Source organism: Nannocystis punicea, assembly GCF_026965555.1.
Classification (GTDB): domain Bacteria; phylum Myxococcota_A; class Polyangia; order Nannocystales; family Nannocystaceae; genus Nannocystis; species Nannocystis punicea.
The window spans coordinates 9,093,469-9,112,150 of the sequence record NZ_CP114040.1; the positions used below are offsets into that span (position 1 = coordinate 9,093,469).

Genomic DNA, 18,682 nt, shown 5'->3' on the forward strand with positions numbered 1-18,682 from the left:
CTCACTTGGGCGCACCGACGGCGCGGAACACGGGGCTGGCGGTCAGTTCGACGAGCAGGTGCTGCATGCGGTGGTCGTTGGCGACGAAGTCGGCCTCGAGCTCGTCGAGCACGGCGATCTCGCCGAGCTTCTCGCGGTGGCCGAGCGCGCCGCGGACGAAGTTCTTGATCACGCACGCGGTGACGCGCGGGTCACCGACCAGCAGGTCGGCGATGTCGCGGGCGGACGCGACCTCACCGAGGTCGGGGATGTTGGCGCTCGGGTCGATCTCGAGGCCGGAGTCGAGCGTCCGGTAGGCGCCGATCGGGTCGTAGTTCTCGAGCGCGAAGCCGAGGGGGTCGAGCTGGATGTGGCAGCCGCTGCAGCTCGGGTCCTCCATGTGCTGGACGAGCTTCTGCTTCATCGTCTGCGGCTCGTTCGGATCTTCCGTCGGCAGGCTGGCGTCGACGCCGGGCGGCGGCGGCGGGACGGCCTCGCACAGCAGCTTGGTGCGGATGAACTGGCCCCGGCGCGTCGGCGAGGTCTCGGCCGGATGGGCGAAGCGGGCGAGGAAGCTCGCCTGTCCCAAGAGACCGGCGCGGCCGTGCTCGGCCACCAGGTCGACCTTGGCGAAGCCCTGCCCCGGCGGCGGCGGCAGGCCGTACAGGGACGCCAGCGCGGGGTTGACGAAGGTGTAGTCGGCGTCGAGCAGCGTCCGGAAGTCGCCGTCCTGCTCCCACACGATGTCCTCGATCAGCCGCAGCGTCTCGTACTTCATCGCGTACGCGAGCCCGGAGGTGAACTGCGGGAACAGCTCGTTGTTCTTGTTCAGCGTCGACAGGTCGCGCAGCTGGAACAGCTCGGAGTAGAAGGTCGAGAGGGTCGCGCGCGCCTCGGCGCGGACGAGCATCGCCTCGGCGACGGCGCGCACGTCGTCGTCGGTGACGAGCTCACCGGCCTCGGCGGCGGCGAGCAGCTCGGCGTCGGGGGTGCGCCCGAGCAGGAAGAACGACATCCGCGACGCGAGCTCGCTCGGCGTCAACGTGCGCACCGCCGGGTCTTCGGGGTCCGGCTCGCCGACCTCGACGAGGTAGATGAAGTAGGGCGACTGCAGCAGCGCCATCAGCTCGTACTGCAGGCCGGTCGCAAAGTCGCCGGCGCCCCAGGCCCGCCCCTGCTTGGCGATGGCGACCAGCGTGTCGGCCTCCTCCGCGGTCAACGGCCGGCGCCAGGCGAGGCGCCCGAGGTCGACCGCGACAGCGTCGTAACAGGTATCGCCCGGAGCGCCCTCGAGGACGCACGGGACATGGCCGCCGAGGGTGCTGCGGTCGGCGACCGCGGCCACTGCGACCGCCCGCGCGGACGCCTCGAGCTGCTCGATCGCACTCTCTTGCAGCGATAGCTCGGCCGCACCGATCGCGTCGAAGCCGTGCAGCGAGTAGTCCTCCGGCGGGGCGGCTGCCGCCGCGGCCGCGTCGCCGAACAGGTAGCGGATCGAGCCGACGTAATGGTGATGCTGCAGCCGGCGCAGACCGCCCGGGGCGGGCTCGAACGGCTTCTCCTCGACGCCGCCGGTCGTCGTCGTCGAAGAGCCGGTGCTGGTCGGATCTTCGCCGGTGCTGGTCGGCTCGTCCCCGGTGGTGCCGGGACCTTCCGTGCCAGTACTCGTGCCTGGCGTGTTGGTGGTCGTGCTCGCCGTCGTGCCGCCGTCGGAGGGGTCGACGACGGAGTCGGACGGACACGCAGCTAGGAGGAGACAGCCGCCGAGCGGCAAAACCAAACGCATCATCGCAGCTCCACCTGTACAAGTTAGCGCGAGCGGGAGAAAGAATACAGCTGCTCGCAGCCGTCGGGCGGCTGCGGTAGCGTCGTCAAGACGGATGACGGATCACCCGACAGCTGGCCAGGGCCACCTTTGTTGGTGCGCCGGTCATTTGAGCATGGCTCCAGACCAGGCACCCCGCGCGCGAAGTCGCGCACGAAGCTTTGCGCCGACATCTCCAAAGGGGTCGGGCGCCGACCCGGGACGACCTTATTGGATGGAGTTCGTCGGCGGACGTCGGCAGGCCTGGCCGGGCGGGCCCGACCGGCGCCCCGGGACCTTCTTTCGGAGATCGCGGCGAGAACGACGGCGAAAGCCCGACGACACGAGGGCCCGCGATCCCATTTCACGGCCGATCTCGACGATATCGGTCGACGGCTCTCGCTGCCAGTCGAAGCTCCGTGCAGTCAATCCGCGTCACGACCATTCTCGTAGACCCGAATTCGCTGTCCGTGAAATTGCGCTCTTCAGCGGCGACGCTTGCGGGTCGCTCGACGCGAATCGTATGTGAGCTCGGCTCGAGTGCCACCATTGCTCCCGGACTCGCGCTCCAGGTCGACATTCGGCCAGCGCTGGAACAGCTCGCTCGGCGTCCCGACCGGACAGGCCCGACAGGCGCCGCGAAGTCGCGGAGATGAGGGCGATCCCGACGCCATGGGCACGCGAACCGCGCGCATCGATCGCCGGTGACGCCGACGCCCGCGTTCGGTGTTGCAGCGCCGTCATGCCGCTCTCTCATCGTCCCCTACTCTCGCGCCTGCTCCCCGTCCTCGCCCTCGCCCTCGGCGGCTGCATCCAGCTGACGGGCAACGGCGACGTCGTGGTCGAGGACCGCGCGCTCCACGGGTTCGACGCCGTCCACAACACGACCTCGCTCGAGGTCGAGATCGCGTTCGCCGACGAGGACGCCGTGCGGGTCGTCTGCGACTCCAACCTCGTGGACGACATCGAGACCTACGTCGACGTCGACGTGCTGTGGATCGACTCCCGCGGGGTGGCCAAGCTGCGGCCGCGCGGCGATTGTCGGATCGAGGTCGAGGTCAAGCGATTGCTCACGCTCGAGAACAGCGGTTCGGGGCACGTCGAGGTCGTCGGCGAGGCGACGGAGCTGACGCAGGTCCTCCTCCAGGGCTCGGGCGAGCTCGTCGTCGAAGCGCTGACCGCCCCGGCGGTCGAGGTGCGCTCGACCAGCTCGGGCAACCTGCGCCTCGGCGGGCAGGCCACCGACCTCTCGCTCGAAAGCACCGGCTCGGGCACGATCTTCGTCCGCGATCTGGCCGCCGAGGCCGTCGTCGTCCGCTCGAGCGGCTCGGGCGTCATCGAGACGACCGCCAGCGAATTGCTCGACGTCCAATTGACCGGCTCCGGCGTGATCCACGTGTGGGGCGAGCCCGGCGATCGCGACATCGACCAGACTGGCTCCGGCCAGGTCCTCTTTCATTGAATGCTGGCAGGAGCCGCCGTCGGCCGATGAGCGATCACCGCTTCACGTGCCATGCGCGGCTCAGGATCGTTCGCGTGCGGGAGGCCTGTCGCGCACCATGCGGACATGGTCGAGGTCGGGGCCGTATGCGCGGTGCCTGACCTCGACGACGATGAACCCGTGCTTCGCATAGAAGCCCTGCACCTTCTGCGAGGTATTGGTCTGGAGCTGCCGGATCTGCGGATTGTCGCGGAGGAACACGTCGAGCCGGTGCTCCAGCAGCTCGGTGCCGACCCCGCTCCGCTGGCGGGTCGCGTCGACGATGCCCCAGCACAGCGTCGCCGTGACGCCGTCCCGCTCGGCCGCGATCCCCCCGGATGCGATGAGTCGACCGCCGTCCTCGACCACGAAGTAAGGACCCGGGAGCGCGTCGAGGAAGCGCGCCAGTTCGGCCTCCTCGGCGGGAGAGAAGTGCTCAGGGATGTTGCTGCGGAGCAGCGCGAGACAGGCTTCGCGGTCGGCCGGGGTATAAGGGCGAATCTTCACGGTCGGTGCCTCGGTGAGGAAGTCTGCCGAACATAGCGCAGCCTCGCGCCGACGCGACCGATCGCCGCCCGACATGACGGCACACTCTGCGCCGCACTGCCGGTCGATGGCGCCCTCGTGACACTCGAGTTTGGGAGCGGCGAGGTCGATACGATCGGCGGCGACGCGTCTCCGGGAGAGCGAGCACAATGCGATCTCGGGATTGCGCATCTGGCGCGGCCATGAAGGCTCGGCTCGAGCACCGGCCGCGCGTGGAGCGCGAGCGGCTGGACCGGCGAGGCGGCTGCAATCCCGGAGTGACGACACTGTAGGTCGTTGCGCTGATTCTGCGCCGAACTCGCCGCGCGTCTTCATGGCAATCATCACCCAATCACTGCCTCGTCGAACGCAACATGTTCTACGAGCGGGGCCTGGTAGATTCGTAGCATCCGGGACCACGCGCCGCGACGCTCGCCCGCGGCGGCTGCTCGTGTGTCCGAGATCGCTGACCCGCCATGAAGCCGCCACGCGTGATCGAAGCCGTCCTGTTGCTCGCAATGCTCACGGCGGTGCGAGCCTATGCCGGGCACCTGCGCGTGCTCTTCGATCTGCTCGGTGGAATGGCCGGGGCCTGGGCGGCCCTGCAGTTCGCCGCGGACGATCGGCCTCGCCGCGGATGGTGGCTGGTCGCCTGGACCCATTGGTTCCTCGGACTCGCGCAGCTGTGGGTCGCGCTCGCCCCGGAGGGCTGGAGGGTCGCGGGGGGTCGCGCGTTGATCGTCGCCGCCAATCTCTGCTGGCCCGCGGCCCTGCTCGTGTTTGCCCGGGCTCTCGACGCGGGCCTGGCGGGGCTCGAGACGTGCCGCGGACGCGCCCTGACGTGGATCCTCGGCCTGCCGGCGCTCGCGCTCGCGGCCTGGGTCGGCTGGCTGGGGATCCACGAGAAGCTGATCGCCACCGTGCCCTCGGTCGATCTGGCGTGGATGGCCATGTCGGACGCCTTCATCATGCTCGCCGATGCGGTCGTGTTCACCGCCACGGTGCGCCTGCTGACGATCGCGGCCCCGGTGCTCGACGGCGCGATCGTCCGGACCTACCTGCTGCTGTGCCTCTCGGCCGCCCTCTCGCTCGGCGCCGAAGTCCTCACTGTCCTGCAGTCGCACCTGGAGCTGGCCGCCCTCGGCCAGATCACGCGCTGGCTGGGCGCGGCCGCCTGGGCGACCCTCTGCGGGGCCGCCCTGGTGCAGGCGTGGATCCTGTGCGCGCTGCGGAGTTCGGCGCCGAGGCGCCGCGCGTCTCGAACACGGTCACGACGCTCGTAGCGACGTCGCTCGGGGCGTCGCCGGCTCGGGTGACGACCTGCCGTGGCTCGCATGACTCGGGCTGCCCCGGGGCGACCTGCTCGGCCTTCGGCGAAAAATCGGCGAAGCTCGGGCGCCCCGATGCGTCGCGTCGTTCTCTCCGCGCTCCTCATGCCCGTCGCCTGCGATGGCCCGGCTCCACACGAGGAGCACTCGCCGTCGACCTCCACGCCGCCGCCGGTGATCTCGCAGGAATCCGCGCCGCCCGCGTCACCGCCGGCGGTCTCGCGGCCGTCCGCGCCCCCGCCCGCGGCGCGCCCTCGCGGGCCGCACGAGATCGACCAGCACGGCGTGGGACCGCTCCGCATCGGCATGCGCGACCAGGAGCTCGCCGCATTGGGCCTACACGGCAATCACCCGCAGGGCAGCGCATCGTTCGTCCAGGACGGCGAGCCCAGCCCGATCACCGTCCGCTTCGGAGAGGCCTGGACGCTCGAGCAGGACGGCCAGCCGCAGGTCGTGGCCGACGTCGATCCGGTCGAGATGCGCGTCACCTCGCTGCGAATCGTCGGTTCGGTCCCGACCACCGCGGAGGGCGTGGGAGTCGGCACCGCGCTGCAGCGAGTCCGGGCGCTCTACGGCGAGCCGGAGCACACCTGGCGACCGATCGGCTTTCTGATGTGCGCCCAGTTCGCGGCCCGGCCCGGGGTCGACTTCTGCTTTCGCGCGCAGACGATGACGCCGACCTGGGCGGACGTGGCCGCGGAGGCGCCCGTCGCCGAGCTGCGAGCGCCCGCGACGCGCCCCTCGCCGCTGGCGCTCGGCGAAGATCTGGCGCAGATCGCCGCGACGCTCGCGGGTCACCTGATCGACGGAGGCCTCGTGGACGGCGACGAGCGGGTCCATCTCGACGGACAACGGCAACCATTCGAGCTGCTCGCGCCGTGCGTCCTGCTGCTGCGAAGCAAGCGCGGCGAGCCGTCCAGTTGGTCGTATATGAGCGCAGTGACGCGCGGCGGCGAGGTGTACCAGATCGACGGCGGCTGGCGGCGCAGCGACGGCACGATGCTGCTGTGCGACGGCAGCAGCGTGTTCGTCCGCGACGGCGACGGGGCCACGGTGCGCTGGAAGTCGAACTCCGATCACCGCTGGCGACCGGAGCCCGCGACGTGTGACGAACGCCGCGATTTCGTGCCACCGCGAGTGGTCTGCAAGGGCATCTCGGATCGCTTCGCCTTCAAGGGCGTGATCATGGGCGAGCTCGTGGTCGCCGAGCAGCAAGCCGACGACTTCGCCCTGCGCAAGGCGGTGCATCGCGACCGCCGGTCCGACCCGTTCACCGCCGAGGGGCAGTGCCAGCGCGTCGCCGACAGGGCCTGGGAGGAGACCGTCCCCGCGCTCGCGTTCGCCGGAGCGCCGACCGATCTCGTGGCCAGGCTGCACTACCTGAGCGCCAGCCTCGACATGATCTCGTCGTGCTCGGCGGAGCCGCTGCGGCAGCGCCTCTGCATGGCCACGACGCCGGCGGTCCTCGACGCCGCGCGCGCGTGCCCGTCCGGGCCGGGGCTCTCCCCCTCGTGGTCGGACGTGGTGCGCGAGCCGGCACCCGAGCCGGCGCCGCTGTCCCCGGCGGAGATGCAACGGCGAGCCGCGGCGCTGACGGGCAAGTGGTCGATGCGTGATTCGGGCGACCGGCAGCCGCCCGAAGATTGGACGATCTCGTCCGGGGGACGGCGGCTGCAAATCGACGGGGGCTCGCGCGAGGGGAGCTACGAGCTGTCGCTGACCCCGGAGGGCTCGCTGATCGCACGTCGTCCGCTGCGCGAGCTGTGGCTCGACGTCGCCTTCCTCGACGCCGATCGCTTCTACCTCGTCGATTCACGCATGACGCGGCTGGTCGATCGACGGCGCTTCGACGTCCGCCTGTCCCCCGGCCGCGACGCGCTGCTGATGCGTGGAGAGGTGTGCAAGACCGTGACCGCGGCCGGGCAGCTCCGCGAGGCCCGCTGTCGCTTCGTCGCCGACGACGCCGGAGAGCGGCTCGAGGTCGAGCACACGGACGACCAGGGCAAAGCGGCGACGATGACCTTCGCAGTCGTCGACGGCTACCTGGCCCCGCAGGCGATCGAGCCGCCGACGACGATGTTCGAACGCCGGCGCTGAGCCGCGCTGCTAGGATTTCCGCGCGGCGTCCTCGTATCGCCGGACCTCGGCGATGCCGGCCTGATACAGCAGATCGGCGATCGGCGCGTTGCCGTCGCGCGCGGCCACGATCTCGCGGGCCCACGCTTCACGCGTGTCGAAATCGTCGCTGAAGCTCAGCATGAGCGCCGCTATTTTGAACACGTCGCGCTCCGCGCTCATCTCGTAGCCGGCGGCCTTGACCGTCGCGGCGCGCACGACCTCGAGCGCCTCCGCGTCGCCCGGCCACACCTGGGTGGGTCCGTAGTGCTGGCGCAGGAGGGCGAAGATCCGCCGCTCCGACTCGTTCCGGGTGGCGGCAGTGATCTCGCGGCGCTGGTCGGGGTCGAGCTTCAGCATCAGTCGTCGTCCGCCTCGTCGGGGGCCGCGCGGTCGATGTGCACATGGCTGGCGATGTCGAAGATCGACTCGACCCGCGAGCCCCCCGAGGTCGCCGCGTCCGGGATGCCGTCCTCGTTGTCGTCCGGCATCTTCGGCGTCGGCGACGGCACCGCCGCGCTGGTCGGGTAGACCGCGTTGGCGCCCTTCTCGAGCAGGACCACGCGCGACCTGACCGTCCGCGCCGCGTTGTACAGCCGGAGGTACGCCGCCCGCCGGGTCGCGCCCGTCATCTGCTTCGCACCGACCGGCTGCATGTCGAGCGCGCCGCCGTGCTGGTGGTTGCTGTTGGGGACCGTGCTGCCGGCGGCGCGGTTGCGCCGCGGGTTGCGCCACCCGCTCGAGACGTAGACCTTCTCGCCGTACGCGGCCTCGGTCGCGGTCAGGAGCTCGGTCATCGCCGAGTCGAGGATGAGCTGGTAGTTACCGCGCAGGTCGGCGCGGTTGGTCTCCTTGATCCGGGTGCGGTACGGGACGTGCAGCGTGAAGCCGTCTCGCCACATGCGCTGGTCGACGTACTCCTGGCGGATGATGTCGCGCTCGTCCTGCGTCACCATCTCGACGATCTCGTGCGACTTGCCCTCGTGGGTGATCGTGGCCTTGATGCGGTACTGGACCGGCGGGTTGGGCTTGCGCGAGGCAGAGATCGGCCGCTGCGCATTGGTGACCTCCGGCGTGTAATCGAAGCGGTTGCCGGTGCCCGTGCGCTTCTGGATCGTGCCGCTGTGATCGCCGATCGGCGTGACCTCCCACGTCGCCGACGCGCCGGCCGGCTCGGCCACGCGGACGCTCAGCGTGCGGAACTTCTTGCTCGCGTCCTTGCCGACGAGGAAGATGAACTTCCTGGCGAGGACCCACTCCTGCTCCGAATAGCGGGTCTTCGCGGTGTACTGGCTGCGATGCTCGAGGCGGATCTGCGGCGGACAGGTCGCACAGTCGCCGCCGGCCGGCTTGTCGCCGAGCTGCTGATCGGCGGCGGCGCCGGCGTTCTCCATCTTCTTCGAGAAGCGGGTCGTGTCGCCCTGGATCGGCTCCGGCGAGACGGCCTTGCCGGTGAAGCTGCCGAGCGGCCCCGAGGTCGTCGGGGACAGCATGTCCCGCGTGAACCTCGGCGCCGTCAGCCCTGTATCCTGAGGTCCGCCCATCGCCCTGCCACCCGTCCCGCACGCGACATTAACAGCCCTCGCCGCGGAAGATCAATCCGGGGCCGCGGGTCGCCCGACGCAGACGCGACGGCGTCCGCGCGAGCCTCGACTCGTCATCCGACCGATGCATCGGTGAGCGCGGCCAGCTCGTGCCCCGACTCGTAGAGCATCGCGTCGAGGTGGCGCAGCAGGTCGGCTCGCTGGTCGGCGGTGAGCACCGGCGCGACCGTCCGCAGCACCCGCGGGTCGTAGTAGCGAAAGAACACGCGGTGCGCTTCGCCCGCGAGGTCGACCATCAGGAAGCGCCGCAGCTGGCGACGCACGACCTCGAACTCGGCGCCGCTGACGACGAAGATGCCCCACGCCTCGCCCCAGCCCTCGCCGACGATCCGCTCGAGCAGACCGGAGCCTCGCTCGAGGTGGACCAGGTACGGCGCGACGTCGTCGAAGGCGCGCCCCTGCTCGCCGTCGTAGAGCGAGGCGTAGGGATCGACGCTCTCCTCGATCAGCTCGAGCGGGCGATCGGCGCGGGCGGCGTCGACGATCGCGTACAGCGTGCCGGCGTCGCGCAGGCCGCGGAGCTGCGCGAGGGCGGCGAGCGCGGCCTCGCCGGGGTCCACGGGCGCCGGCGGCGGGGTGTAATCCTCGACCAGGAAGCGGTAGGTCGTGCGACCGGCCTGCATCCACCCGCGGTTGGCCATCTCGCCGGTCCAGCACGGCTCGCCGCCGACGCTGATCCGGTGCGGGTCGATGGCCTGCACGTGCGCGCAGACCCCGTCCCACACGATCTGGAATTGCGGGCTGCCGGCCCGATCGCCGTGGACCACGACCTCGGCGTTCGCGGTGCCGACAGTGCGCGCGACCCCCGGCTCGAGCACGATCTTGCGGAAGCTCTCGCGCCCCGACCACACTTGCAAGACGCCGCGACGGCGCCGCGGCGGGCCCGACGCGAGCAGGTGATAGCGGGCGAATGTGTAGTCGAGCTCCGCCAGCCAGTCGGCGTATTCGGGGTCGAGCTCGGCGAAGTCGCGGACCGCGAGCGGGCCGAGGTTGGTGCGCCCGCGATCGTCGGGGTGCGGCACGCGGCCGCGGGCGGTCTCGCGGGCCATGAATTCGAGCTGGCCCTCGATCTGCCGCAGCACCGGCCAGCGCGACGGATCGTAGGCCCGGGTGCGCGCGCGGGCCTCGGCGAGCACCTCGGCGAAGGCGTCGCGCGACGTGATGCGCATCAGCCCGGGCACGCCTCAGCCCTCCGCCGACGGGTGGAACTTCCTCGGGATCATCACCTGCGTCGCTCCGCCGGGGCAGTACACCGCCAGCAGCGTGTCCTTGCGCGGATCCTTGAGCGACCAGTCGTCGACGATCGGCGCCGCGGTGCTCTGCAGGCCCAGCGCGGGGTCGCCGAACTCGACCTCGCGCGGCTCGCGGACCAGCGGCGGCGGGCCCGGCTTGCCGTCGACCAGGCCGTAGCTGATCGGCGAGCAGCCGACCTGCTCGGGGGTGATCCTCGGATCGAGCGTGAAGTACTGGCCGACGCCGGCGCCGGGGATCGACCGCTGGTGCATGGTCTGACCGGCGAACGAGCGCACGACGACGGGCTGCTCGAGGTCGATGCCCTTGATGTGGGAGAGGATGTCGCTCGGCTTGATGGGGCCGGTCGCGTGGGCGGCGTAGAACTGATAGGCGACGGCGTAGCGGGCCTGCTGGCGCGCCTCCGACAGGCCGTCGTCCTCGTCGAGCTGGCCGGCGAGCTCGTGCTTGGAGAGGTCGAGGTCGGCGAAGGCGTCGCGCCCCGAGCGCCCGCCCGGCGGCGGCGCTTCGTCGTCGAGGGTGGCGGTCTCGACGTCGGGCTCGTCGGGCTCGGCCGAGTCGTCGTGGCTGTCGAACTCCTGCCGCTTGCGCTCGCACTCCTCACAAAAGGGCGTGCCGATCCTCGCGGCAGTGCGGAAGACGAAGCTCTGCGTCGAGTCGCCGATCACCACCGAGGGGCAGCCGCCGACGATCCGGTCGCCGCCGACGTGGACCGCAGGATCGGTGCGGCGCGCCGCCTGACGGTGATTGATCAGGACCGTCGCCGAGCCCTGCTTGATGCGATCGCTCGGGCCCACCGGGAAGCACACGACGCTGTCGCCCTTGCGCGCGGCCGGCAAGAAGCCGACGAGGACGTTGGCGCTGCCGCTGAAGATCGGGCCGCCGACGTGCGGTACCGGACCGGGCTCGACCTTCGGACAGACGTGAAAGTCGCTGATGCGAGCGGCGTCGGGCATGCGTGCTGGAGCGTCCGGCAGCGTAACAAAAACCGCCGACGCGCGGCGCGCAGGGCCGGCGTGGCGGATCGGCTGCCATTGCCATCATGCGATCCACGGGTCGGCAGATGTGTGAATGTCGATATCGCGCGGCGCGATTTCGCCGGAACAATGGACAGAGGCCGTCCGTCGCGGGCATGATGCGGGGTCCTCCGTGCCCGCTCCCTTCTCGCCGCGCGTGGGCGACCGTGTCCGCGATCGCTATGAACTCATGACTCCGCTGCGCGCCGACGGCCCGGCGCAGGTGTTCGCGGCCGTCGATCACCAGGTCGGACGCGAGGTGGAGCTCACCCTGTTCGATCCGGCGCACGCCAAGGCGGACGTTTGGGACCGGTTTTCCCGCCTGATCACCGCGGCGACCGCGGCCAAGATCCCGGGCCTGGTGCTGCCCCGCGGCGTCACCCGCACGGCACCGACGCCGCCCTGCTGCGTGGCCGACCTGCAGATGGCGCGCGGTCTCGATCGCCGCGTCGAGGAGGGACCGATGCCGTGGCAACGCGCGCTGACGCTGTGCGAGCGGGTGGCGGAGATCGTGGAGCGGGCCCACGCGGCCACCGGCGCGGCCCACCGGGCGCTGACGCCGGCGCGCTGCGTGCTCACGGCGCGCGGGGACGTGAAGGTGCTCGACTTCGGGATCGCCGAGCTGGCGCCCGGCCACGCCGACGATTCACCCTACCGCGCGCCCGAGAAGCTGCCCGCCGGCCCTCGCAGCGACGTCTATGCAATCGGCGTGATGCTCCACGAATTGCTGGCAGGCCAGCGCGCGCCCGCCGGTCCGCTGCCGCAGCGGAGCCCCCCGGCCGATGCGAACCGCGAGGTGGAGGCGCTGCTGGCTCGCGCCACCGCCACCGATCCGGAGCGACGCCACCCCGATCCGGCCGCGCTGCGGGCCGCCATGCGCGCGCTGCTCGACGCGGACGAGAAGGCCGCCGCGGCGAAGACGGCCGCGGAGAAGGCCGCCGCAGAGGCCGAGGCCGAGGCGAGGGCCGCAGAGGCCAAGGCTGCGGAGGCCAAGGCCGCAGAGGCCAGGGCCGCCGCGGCCAAGGCCGCCGCCGAGGCCAAGGCCGCGTCCGAGCGACCGCCGGCCCACGAGCCGCCCCGGGTCCTGGGCGGCACCAACCTGTCCGCAGGGACATCCACTTCGCCGGCCGACGAGCTGCCGCTCCTCCCGGTCGCCGACGACCTGTCCGCAGGGACATCCCATGCGTCGTCCCGGCGAGGATCCGACGGATCGCCGGGCAAAGGCGACCTGTCCGCAGGGACATCCCACGCGCCGCCCCCGTCGCCCCCGCGAGGGGCCGGCGGGTCGCCGGGCAGAGGCGACCTGTCCGAAGGGACATCCGGCCCACCGCCGCGCTCGCCGACGCCGCAGTCGGGCTCGTCGCTCGCCCTCGGCGAGCTCGCGGGCTCGCGCCTCCCCGGCTCGGCGTCTCCTTCGCGCTCCTATCCGACCCTCGCCAGCGATCCATCGCCCTCCGCCTCGTCCTCGACGTCCGGGTCGCGCCCGCGCGGGTCGACTTCGCCGTCCCGTTCTCATCCGACGATCGCTCCCGTCGACCCCTCGGCGTCGTCCTCGACGTCCTCGCCGAATCGCGCCCGCGTCCCCGGATCGGCGTCGCCCTCCCGCTCGCACCCGACTCTCTCGTCCTCAAAGCTCGAGCCCGCAGCCTCGGCGTCGACGTCCTCGCCGAATCGCGCCCGCGTCCCCGGATCGGCGTCGCCCTCGCGCTCGCACCCGACTCTCCCGTCCTCCCAGCTCGAGCCCGCAGCCTCGTCCTCGTCGTCCTCCCTCAACCGCGCCCGCGTCCCCGGATCGGCGTCGCCCTCGCGCTCGCACCCGACTCTCCCGTCCTCCCAGCTCGAGCCCGCAGCCTCGTCCTCGTCGTCCTCCCTCAACCGCGCCCGCGTCCCCGGATCGGCGTCGCCCTCCCGCTCGCACCCGACTCTCTCGTCCGCCCAGCTCGAGCCCGCAGCCTCGTCCTCGTCGTCCTCCCTCAGCCGCACCCGCGTCCCCGGATCGGCGTCGCCCTCCCGCTCCCATCCGACTCTCTCGTCCGCGCAAGCCCAGGCCGCCGCTTCCTCGTCCTCGCTCTCGCGTCCGCGACCGCCCGGCGCCGCGCCCTCCCGCTCCTATCCGACCCTCTCGCAGTCCGGGTCTCCGCCGCCCTTGCCCGCGGACCGCACCGAGGTGCTCTCGCACAGCGCGATCGTGGCCCGCAGCACCGGCTCGCACCCGCCGGTGCCCGCGGCCGACAAGACCGAGGTGACCCCGCGACGCTCGGTGCGAGGCCTGCCCGGCGAGAGCTCGCGCGGCGCGGCGGCCTCCGGCGCGGCCGGGCGACGCGACGACGCCGCCTCCTCCCATTCATCGGGCCTCGGCGATTCGACGGTCGTCGCCCGCGCCCCCACCAATCAGCCCACCGAGGAATTGCCCGTACCAGCCTTCGCCAGCGCGCCGCGCGGCCACGTCGATCCGCCGACCGATCAATTGCCGCTACCGCCCTTCGCCGACGCCCGGAGCCGCCACGTCGATCCGCCGACCGATCAATTGCCGGTACCGCCCTTCGCCGACGTCCGCGGCCGTCACGTCGATCCGCCGACCGATCAATTGCCGCTGCCGCCCTTCGCCGCCGCCAGGGGCCGCCACGTCGATCCGCCGACCGATCAATTGCCGCTGCCGCCCTTCGCCGACGCCCGCGGCCGCCACGTCGATCCGCCGACCGATCAATTGCCGCTGCCGCCCTTCGCCGACGCGACGCAGGTGCTCCGCGCCGACGATCTGCGCGCGCCCCTGCCCCCGGTGAGCGATCCGGACGCCACCCGGATCTGGCGAAGGCCGCCGGATCCGTCCGAGCTCGTCGAGCCGGCGCCCGCGCCCGTCGCTCCCGAGTCGACGATGATGCTGCCCACCAGCGGGGAAACCGTCGTGCGACGCCCCTCGCCTGTCCCCCGGGTCAGGTCGCTGCTCACCGACATCGCCGGGTGGCCGCTGCGGAAGAAGCTGCTCCTCGTCAACGTCGGCCTCGCGCTCGTCATCTTGATCGGCGTGCTGGCGGCCGTCGCCTGCTAGCCGCGGCACGCGGCGGCGGGAAGCAGCGGGGGATCGGCCTCGCCACGTGCGACGGCCGCCCGCGATCCGAACATCGATCTCCGCGATCTTCACCCTCGCCGTAACAGCGCTCTCTGCACCGAACCATCGTTCGGGCCGGTACCCGGACAACGAGGAGGAGCCCGCGAACGCACCCCTGCGGGGCTGAGGCGACGCTTCCCCGCGCCGCAATGACCCCAGCAGTCCTTCGATCGCCTTGCAGGGTCGTCGCCTGCTCTGTAGCATCTTGTGAAGAGCGACCCACAAAAGCGCGGAGGGCCACGCGGAGACCGCCATGCGCCCACCGACGCCTTCGCCCGGCCTGACGGTTGCATTGTCCCGGCGACCGCTCATTACCCAGGGAGGCATGACGCGCGGAGGGGTGATCGTTTCTCACCGCTCGCCGCACTACATCCAGCCGGATGGCTCCGGAGCCAGCCCTCGCCCAGAAAGGCCCCCCGATGAACCAAACGATCTTGCTCACCGGCTCCGCGGGCCTGATAGGCACCGCGCTCACGGCCCATCTACGGCCCCTGAACCTCGACGTGCGTACCCTCGATCTGCGCGACCCGGGCGGCCCCGGCGACATCCGGGACGCTGAAACGGTCCGTCGCGCCGTCCTGAAATGTACTGGCATTATTCACCTCGCCGCCGTCTCACGCGTGGTCTGGGGCGAGCGTGACCCGGCGGCGTGTCGCGCGACCAATATCCGCGGCACGCGCCTCATCCTCGAGGCCGCCCACGCATCCCCTATCCGGCCGTGGGTGATCTTCGCCAGCAGCCGCGAGGTCTACGGCCAACCTCGGCGCCTGCCCGTCACGGAAGACGCCGCGCTCGCGCCGATCAACGTCTACGGCGACACCAAGGTCGCCGGGGAGCGGCTCGTCGCCGAGGCGCGCGGCCTCGGTCTGGGCGTCGCGATCGTCCGCCTGTCCAACGTCTACGGCAGCCTCGCCGATCACCACGATCGCGTCATACCGGCCTTCGTGCGCGCCGCGGTCCGCGGGGCCCCGCTGCGCGTCGACGGGCCGGGGCACACTTTCGACTTCACCCACGTCGACGATACCGCCTGCGGGATCGCCGTGCTCGCCGCAATGCTCGCGCGCGGAGAATCACCGCCGCCGCCGATCCACTTCCTCACCGGCCAGCCGACCACGCTCGGCGAGCTCGCGGCCCTCGCGGTCGAGCTCGCAGGCACCCGCGCCCCGATCGTCGGCGCCCCGCCGCGTGACTTCGACGTCGCCCGCTTCTTCGGCGACCCTGCCCGCGCCCACCGGCTCCTCGGCTGGTCGCCACGAGTCCCCCTGCGCGAGGGCCTGGCTCGCTTCATCGCCGCCGTTCGTGCGGAGGAGGGTGCTTCACCATGAAGATCGTCCAGGTCATCCACGGCTACCCGATGCGCTACAACGCCGGCTCCGAGGTCTACACCCAGACCCTGTGCCACGGCCTCGCCGGGCGCCACGAGGTCCACGTCTTTACCCGCGAGGAGGACAGCTTCGCCCCCGACGACGCTGTCTGCCGCGAGCACGACCGCGACGACCCGCGGGTCTCGCTGCACGTCGTCAACAACCCCCGCAGCCGCGATCGCTACCGCCAGGCCGGCATCGACCGCCGCTTCGCCGAGCTGCTCGATCGACTCCGCCCCGACCTCGTCCACGTCGGCCACCTCAATCACCTCTCCACCTCGCTCGTCCTCGAGGCCGCACGCCGCGAGCTCCCGATCGTCTACACCTTGCATGATTACTGGCTCATGTGTCCTCGGGGACAGTTCATGCAGATGCACCCCGAAGACCCGCGAGATCTGTGGGCCGCCTGTGACGGCCAGGACGATCGCAAGTGCGCCCAGCGGTGCTACGCCCGCTACTTCTCCGGCGCTCCGGACGAGCACGAGCGCGACCTGGCCTACTGGACAGACTGGGTCGCCCGCCGCATGAAGCACGTCCGCGAGGTCGCCGAGCACGTCGATCTCTTCATCGCCCCCGCCCGCTATCTCCACCGGCGTTACCGCGATGAGTTCGGCCTCCCCGAACGCAAGCTCGTCTACCTCGATTATGGCTTCGACCGCTCCCGCCTCGCCGGCCGGTCGCGCCGCCCCGGCGAGCCGTTCACCTTCGGCTACATCGGCACGCACATCCCGGCCAAGGGCATCCATCACCTGCTCGACGCCTTCGGCCGCGTCCGCGGCGACGCCCGCCTGCGGATCTGGGGCCGCCCGCGCGGTCAGGACACGGATGCGCTGCAGGACCTGGCCCGACGGCTCCCCGGCGACGCCGAGGCCCGCGTCGAGTGGCGCCCCGAATACCGCAACCAGGACATCGTCCGCGACGTCTTCGATCACATCGACGCGATCGTCGTGCCTTCGATATGGGTCGAGAACTCGCCGCTCGTGATCCATGAGGCCCAGCAGGTAAGGCTCCCCGTGATCACCGCCGACGTCGGCGGTATGGCCGAATACGTGCACCACGAGGTCAACGGGCTGCTGTTCGCCCACCGTGATCCCGCCGCCCTCGCGCAGCAGATGCAGCGCCTGGCCGACGCCCCCGCGCTCGCCCGCCGCCTCGGCGCACGCGGCTACCTCGGCAGCGAGACCGGCGACATCCCCGACATCCGCGACCACGTCGCCGCGATCGAGGCGCTCTACACCGACGTCCTCCGCCGCCGCGACTCCGCCCGCGTCGGCGCACGCCAGGGCCCCTGGCGCGTCACCTTCGACACCAACCCCGACACCTGCAACCTGCGCTGCATCATGTGCGAGGAGCACTCGCCGCACAGCCTGCTGCAGATCCAGCGCAAGGAGTCGGGCAAGCCGCGCCGGCTGATGCCGTTCGAGCTGCTGCGCCGCGTCTTCGTCGAGGCCGCGCGCAACGGCATGCGTGAGATGATCCCCTCGACCATGGGTGAGCCGCTCCTCTACGACCACTTCGAGGAGATCCTGGCGCTCTGCCGCGACCACGCGGTCAAGCTCAACTTGACCACCAACGGCACCTTCCCGCGCCTCGGCGCGCGCGCCTGGGCCGAGCGGCTCGTCCCCGTCACCTCCGACGTCAAGATCTCCTGGAACGGCGCGACCGCCGGTACTCACGAGCAGATCATGCTCGGCGCCCGCTGGGAGCAGGTCCTCCACAACGTCCGCGAATTCATCGCCGTCCGCGACGCTCACGCCGCCGCCGGTGACGGCCGCTGCCGCGTCACCTTCCAGCTCACCTTCCTCGAGGCCAACGTCCGCGAGCTCGCCGACATCGTCCGCCTGGCGATCGGGCTCGGCGTCGACCGAGTCAAGGGCCATCACCTCTGGGCCCACTTCGACGCGATCGCGGGGTTGTCGATGCGCCGCGACGCCGCTGCGATCGCTCGCTGGAATGACGCAGTGACGGACGCCCGCGCGGTCGCCCGCGACAACCCGCTCCCCAACGGCGAGCGGATCGTGCTCGAGAACATCTTCCCGCTCGACCCCGACGCGCAGGCGGACATCGCCCCCGGCGGCCCCTGCCCGTTTCTGGGCCAGGAGGCCTGGGTCAGCGCCGAGGGCCGCTTCGACCCCTGCTGCGCCCCCGACGCGCAGCGCCGGACCCTCGGCGAGTTCGGCGACCTCCACGAGCGCGGCATCATGGACATCTGGAACGGCGAGCCCTACCGACAGCTCGTCAGGACCTACCGCAATCGCATGCTGTGCCTCGGCTGCAACATGCGCAGGCCCGTGGAGGCGTCATGACCGGCGCCATCGAATGGGTCCACACCCGTGTCAGCGACGACGCCACGCATCACCTGCTCGACGGCCGTCCGCTCTACGCCGACCGCTTCGATACCGTCCTCAAGTTCCACGCCCCGGGCCTCGCTCCCGTGCGCCGCGGCCACGAGGCGTGGCACGTCGACGTCCACGGTCGCCCCGCCTACGCACGCCGGTTCCTCGCCACATTCGGCTTCTACGAGGGGTTGTCCGCCGTCACCGGCCCCGACGGTTGGCATCACATTCACCCCGACGGCCGCGACCTCGCGCCGGCCCGACACGACTGGTGCGGCAACTTCCAGGGCACCCGCTGCACCGTCCGCGGCCCGTCCGGCCGCTATCACCACATCGACCATGAGGGTCACGCGGCCTACTCCGCTCGCTGGCGCTACGCCGGCGACTACCGCGACGGCTTCGCCGTCGTCCAGCGCGACGACGGCCTGTCGAGCCACATCGACGAGCACGGCCGGCCGCTCCACGACCGCTGGCTGCTCGACCTCGACGTCTTCCACAAGGGCTTCGCGCGCGCCCGCGACGGGCGCGGCTGGATGCACGTCGACCGCCACGGTCGCCCGATCTACCCCCGCCGCTTCGCCGCGGTCGAGCCGTTCTACAATGGCCAGGCCCGCGTCGAGTGTCATGACGGCAGCCTCGAGATCATCGATGAGACGGGCCGGCGCCTCGTCGGGCTCCGCGATCCCTCGGAGTGAAGGGCTCCTCGCCACGGTGACCATTCGAAGAATACGCAGCCTCTCCAACCTTCTCGATGAGGGCGCGACAGCCCGT

13 protein-coding genes are annotated in these 18,682 nt (G+C 71.4%); 7 read left to right on the plus strand and 6 right to left on the minus strand.

The window, feature by feature from the left end; all coding sequences use genetic code 11:
• Position 1: 1 nt before the first annotated feature.
• Entirely contained in the window at positions 2-1,768 is a 1,767-nt protein-coding gene (locus O0S08_RS34750) for a DUF1592 domain-containing protein (RefSeq protein WP_269033740.1), read from the minus strand.
• A 757-nt stretch (positions 1,769-2,525) separates the two neighbouring features.
• Between O0S08_RS34750 and O0S08_RS34755 the strand changes: the two genes are divergently transcribed.
• Positions 2,526-3,245: a head GIN domain-containing protein gene (locus O0S08_RS34755; protein ID WP_269033741.1), complete on the plus strand. Its 720-nt coding sequence runs from the start codon at positions 2,526-2,528 to the stop codon at positions 3,243-3,245.
• A 60-nt stretch (positions 3,246-3,305) separates the two neighbouring features.
• Here O0S08_RS34755 and O0S08_RS34760 read toward each other — a convergent pair whose 3' ends face one another.
• Complete coding sequence (locus O0S08_RS34760; RefSeq protein WP_269033742.1) at positions 3,306-3,980, minus strand: GNAT family N-acetyltransferase; 675 nt, start codon at positions 3,978-3,980, stop codon at positions 3,306-3,308.
• A 284-nt stretch (positions 3,981-4,264) separates the two neighbouring features.
• Between O0S08_RS34760 and O0S08_RS34765 the strand changes: the two genes are divergently transcribed.
• Positions 4,265-5,071 (plus strand): hypothetical protein, encoded by an 807-nt coding sequence (locus O0S08_RS34765; RefSeq protein ID WP_269033743.1) that lies wholly within the window; start codon positions 4,265-4,267, stop codon positions 5,069-5,071.
• A 330-nt stretch (positions 5,072-5,401) separates the two neighbouring features.
• Entirely contained in the window at positions 5,402-7,213 is a 1,812-nt protein-coding gene (locus O0S08_RS34770) for a hypothetical protein (RefSeq protein ID WP_269033744.1), read from the plus strand.
• Between the two features lie 9 nt (positions 7,214-7,222).
• Here the strand turns inward: O0S08_RS34770 and O0S08_RS34775 are convergent, their stop codons facing one another.
• The 4 genes from O0S08_RS34775 to O0S08_RS34790 all read right to left on the minus strand — a co-directional run bounded on the left by O0S08_RS34775 (position 7,223) and on the right by O0S08_RS34790 (position 11,042).
• Positions 7,223-7,591 carry a hypothetical protein gene (locus O0S08_RS34775; protein ID WP_269033745.1) on the minus strand — a complete coding sequence of 123 codons (369 nt, stop codon included), beginning with the start codon at positions 7,589-7,591 and terminating at the stop codon, positions 7,223-7,225.
• Positions 7,591-8,724, minus strand: a complete 1,134-nt coding sequence (locus tag O0S08_RS34780) for a D-Ala-D-Ala carboxypeptidase family metallohydrolase (protein WP_269033746.1) — start codon at positions 8,722-8,724, stop codon at positions 7,591-7,593. Before O0S08_RS34780 ends, O0S08_RS34775 begins: the two co-directional genes overlap by 1 nt.
• A 164-nt stretch (positions 8,725-8,888) precedes the next feature.
• Positions 8,889-10,004 carry an immunity protein Tsi6 family protein gene (locus O0S08_RS34785; RefSeq protein ID WP_269033747.1) on the minus strand — a complete coding sequence of 372 codons (1,116 nt, stop codon included), beginning with the start codon at positions 10,002-10,004 and terminating at the stop codon, positions 8,889-8,891.
• Positions 10,005-10,019: 15 nt separating this feature from the next.
• Positions 10,020-11,042, minus strand: coding sequence for a PAAR domain-containing protein (locus O0S08_RS34790; RefSeq protein WP_269033748.1), 1,023 nt, complete (start codon positions 11,040-11,042; stop codon positions 10,020-10,022).
• 250 nt (positions 11,043-11,292) lie between these two features.
• Here O0S08_RS34790 and O0S08_RS34795 point away from each other — a divergent pair, with 250 nt between their 5' ends.
• The 4 genes from O0S08_RS34795 to O0S08_RS34810 all read left to right on the plus strand — a co-directional run bounded on the left by O0S08_RS34795 (position 11,293) and on the right by O0S08_RS34810 (position 18,606).
• On the plus strand, positions 11,293-14,151 hold the full coding sequence (locus tag O0S08_RS34795; protein ID WP_269033749.1) for a protein kinase domain-containing protein: 2,859 nt from the start codon (positions 11,293-11,295) through the stop codon (positions 14,149-14,151).
• Between the two features lie 479 nt (positions 14,152-14,630).
• Positions 14,631-15,536: an NAD-dependent epimerase/dehydratase family protein gene (locus O0S08_RS34800; RefSeq protein WP_269033750.1), complete on the plus strand. Its 906-nt coding sequence runs from the start codon at positions 14,631-14,633 to the stop codon at positions 15,534-15,536.
• Positions 15,533-17,881, plus strand: a complete 2,349-nt coding sequence (locus O0S08_RS34805) for a glycosyltransferase (protein ID WP_269033751.1) — start codon at positions 15,533-15,535, stop codon at positions 17,879-17,881. Before O0S08_RS34800 ends, O0S08_RS34805 begins: the two co-directional genes overlap by 4 nt.
• The gene (locus O0S08_RS34810) at positions 17,878-18,606 is read left to right on the plus strand and encodes a WG repeat-containing protein (protein WP_269033752.1); all 729 of its coding nucleotides are present in this window, start codon (positions 17,878-17,880) and stop codon (positions 18,604-18,606) included. The genes O0S08_RS34805 and O0S08_RS34810 overlap by 4 nt, the downstream gene beginning before the upstream one ends.
• The last annotated feature ends 76 nt before the right edge of the window (positions 18,607-18,682 follow it).